At 35.6% G+C, this 3243-nt stretch carries 1 protein-coding gene; it reads left to right on the top strand.

Annotation, left to right across the window (positions count from 1 at the left end; all coding sequences use genetic code 11):
• Window positions 1-383 precede the first annotated feature (383 nt).
• Window positions 384-2270 carry a hypothetical protein gene (locus G5B42_RS10655; RefSeq protein ID WP_181340462.1) on the top strand — a complete coding sequence of 629 codons (1887 nt, stop codon included), beginning with the start codon at window positions 384-386 and terminating at the stop codon, window positions 2268-2270.
• Window positions 2271-3243: the final 973 nt, after the last annotated feature.

Below are 3243 nucleotides of genomic sequence, written 5' to 3'. Positions count from 1 at the left end.
CCAAATGCAAGGATTTTATAGAATATTTCTCGTTTTCCTTGCACTTCCCTTGTCTTAAAATGGGTTATTTATCAGATTTTATAAGGGTTTGGGACTTTTTCAGGAAACCCTATTTAAAATAATAGGAGAGATAGTTTACCATCCGTGGTAAACCTTGGACCATACGACGCCTAACACAGCATTGCCGCTTCGGGCCGCGCAAAGCTAAATCATGATGTCGGAAAAGTAAGCTATATCATGAAGTCGACGCGGCCACATCGATTCGCCAAGCGTGGTCGCGCTAGGGCTCATCGACGTCGGCAATGCCAAACGTTATCGGCCATGCGTGAGTTTGGGGTGTTATAAATTAAAAGTTTACGAAGGTAAAGATAAGGGGGAAAAATATGGTAACTAAGGAACTACTTTATTTTATGATGGCAAGGTTTTATGAGGAAGGAGGAAATTTTTTAGATTCATTACTTCCATTTGTAGAATTTTGTTTAGCCAAAAATGTCCCCGAAAAACTATCTTCTTCAATACTTAAAGAAGTCGTTGAAACTGAATTTCCGTTTAATTTCCCTTTAGCGGTATATGAAGAAATTATTAACAGGCTCGTAGAGAAGGATGTTCTTTCATCTTTTACCATCTCTGATGTAATTTATTATGAACCTAAAAAGGGGTTTAAACGTAATGATAGTATTGCCATTAAGCGACTTGAATATACTAATAGTATTCAATCTATAGCCCAAGCCTATATTGTATACCTAAGGCAGTTTGGTCGCGATATTAGTCTTTCACAAGCTAAAGAAGAAATTTTGGAGTTTGTTTTAAAGAATATTGAAAAATTGTTATTGATATCTAAAGGAGATAAAACATTATTAGATTGTGAGTTTAATGATGTTGAAAAGATAGTCAGTAGTTTCATCATAAACGAATATGAAAATGGTACCGAAAATATCAAATATCTATTAACTGTTCTAAAAGGGGCGATTTGTTACCAGTTTATTTATTACAAAGAGGCAGCTAAAGATAATAACTTGGATGAATTAGTAGTATTTTTTGATTCCTCCCTTATCATTTATGCGCTTGGTTACAATAATGAAATAAGAGAGGAACTTGCAAATGAAATAATTTCACAATTGCGAAAAAGAAATGCCCAGCTATACTGTTTCGAACATACAGTTACAGAGATTATCAATATCTTGTCCGCTTGCGAAAAAGTTATTAGACAGCGTAAGGCAGGATATGGCCAGGGGAGGTTTACAGTTGAATATTTTTTGTCTCAAGATAATAGTATTACCCGGATTAACGAAGCAATAGTAAATTTGAGGGAAGATATACAAAATAAATTGGGAATTAATATATACCCTAAATCTTTATATGAATCCAAAGATTTGACTCCTTTTATAGATGAAAAAGGATTAGTTGAATATCTAAAAAGTATGATGAGAGTAGCAGAGGATGATACACAAAGAGTAGAATTTGATGCAAAATCGATAACTCTAACAGCTTACTTGAGAAATGGTGTTAACCCTACGAATTTAAATGAAGCAAAAGCCATATTTGTTACTCATAATCGTTATTTGGCATACTGTTCTTCTAAATATTTGAATGAAACTACTCAAATAATTAGCACGACAATGCCATATTCACAGTTATCAACACTCCTTTTGTTGACAGATGCGATAAGTTGTCCAAACTTACCACTAACTATTGTAGTTGAAAACTGTTATGCTGCAATTTGCCCAACTGATCTTCAATGGGAGCAATATATAAATGATCTCAATGCAAAGTATGAAGAAAAACAAATTGGAGACAGAGACTATTTAAGATATAGATCTATGAAAATTATTCGTTTTCCATTAACACAAAAAATTATTTCTGGTTCTGTAACTGCATTGAGTTTGGAGGAAATTTTAAAAGCCGAAGAGGAACAAAAGAAAAAGGAAGAAGAAAAGATTCGAAGTGAAGAAAAAGAGCTAGCACAAAAAAAGATAGAATCTCTAGAAAAGACTAATTTGGCTTTAGAAGAAAGATTAAGAAGGATTAGAGATGATATTCCTCGAGTGGTAAACATAATTTTTATTATAATGAGGGTAGTATTTACGATTTTAACAGCCCTTTCTACAATTATAAATACTTCGAGATGGGTAATAAAAACAGGCCTATTTCTCTTAGCTTTATTAGCAGCGTTTGTATCCTATTTCCCTAATAAATTTTTTGGTTTGAAGGATTGGATTATTAAAAAAGAGTTAGCGAAATTTGATAGAAAATATGGTATTCAATCATAAAATAAATAATAACAGATGAATGGTAGTATTCTACTGTTTTACATGCACGGCCGATAACACAGCATTGCCGCTTTCGGGCCGCGGAAAGTCGACTCATGATGTTGGAGATGCAGGTGGTTCATGAAGTATGCACGGCCACATCGATTCGCCAAGCGCGTCGCGCTAAGGCTCATCGACGTCGGCAATGCCAAACGTTAGACGAAACCCAGCTAAATGGGGTGTTATCTCAAATAAATCCTACATTTGGGCTTGAAGCCGAATCATAATTTAAGCGCAAAGAAAGTCAGGTGCGGAAACTCAAATGACGGTATTCAGTTCATGGCAATGATTCAATCTTTAAAAATAATGAGGCATAAGAACTGTTGTATAAATATCCTGGGTTCATTATTGATTTACTATTTCTTTGAAAAGACAGCATTCTTCTGAAGAGGATCAAATTAAATCAGTACAAAGAAAGGTCATTGCCATGAACTGAAAAAGCAGCCAATCGCCATAAGCTTGAGAGGGTTGGCGACAAGTTTAAAGTAGTAGTTTGTTTTTTATTATACGGGGAGAAACATACGAAGAACCAGATCCTGAGGCAACAGGAAAGAATTCAACCTTCTTAAGTTTTAGAACCTGCAAGTTTTATCCTTGGCTAAAAAAGGGAACCTTGGTTTTTCATAGAAAAACATAGAAAAGAAAGGTTTACCTATTCCGTGTCGCCAACTGACGTGGAAGAGGCGATTGTCTGAGTGGTAATGAATACTGATTCCGCACCAAAATCCGCGAAAGATGATAGTTTAGAAGCTGACACAGAACATTTAAACAGGATTTATTCAAAGAAGGACTTCATTTTCTTCTTTGGGGCTGCTGGGCATCGTCTAACAGCTCGTTTACCGCTTCGGGGCGCGGAGAGTGGATCATGATGACAAATCAAAGAAGTCAAATCATGAAGTAGACGCGCCCACAGCCATGGACCTAAGCGCAGTCG

Source organism: Capillibacterium thermochitinicola (assembly GCF_013664685.1).
Taxonomy (GTDB): Bacteria; Bacillota; UBA4882; order UBA10575; family UBA10575; genus Capillibacterium; species Capillibacterium thermochitinicola.
This window is presented reverse-complemented; position numbering and strand designations above follow the sequence as displayed.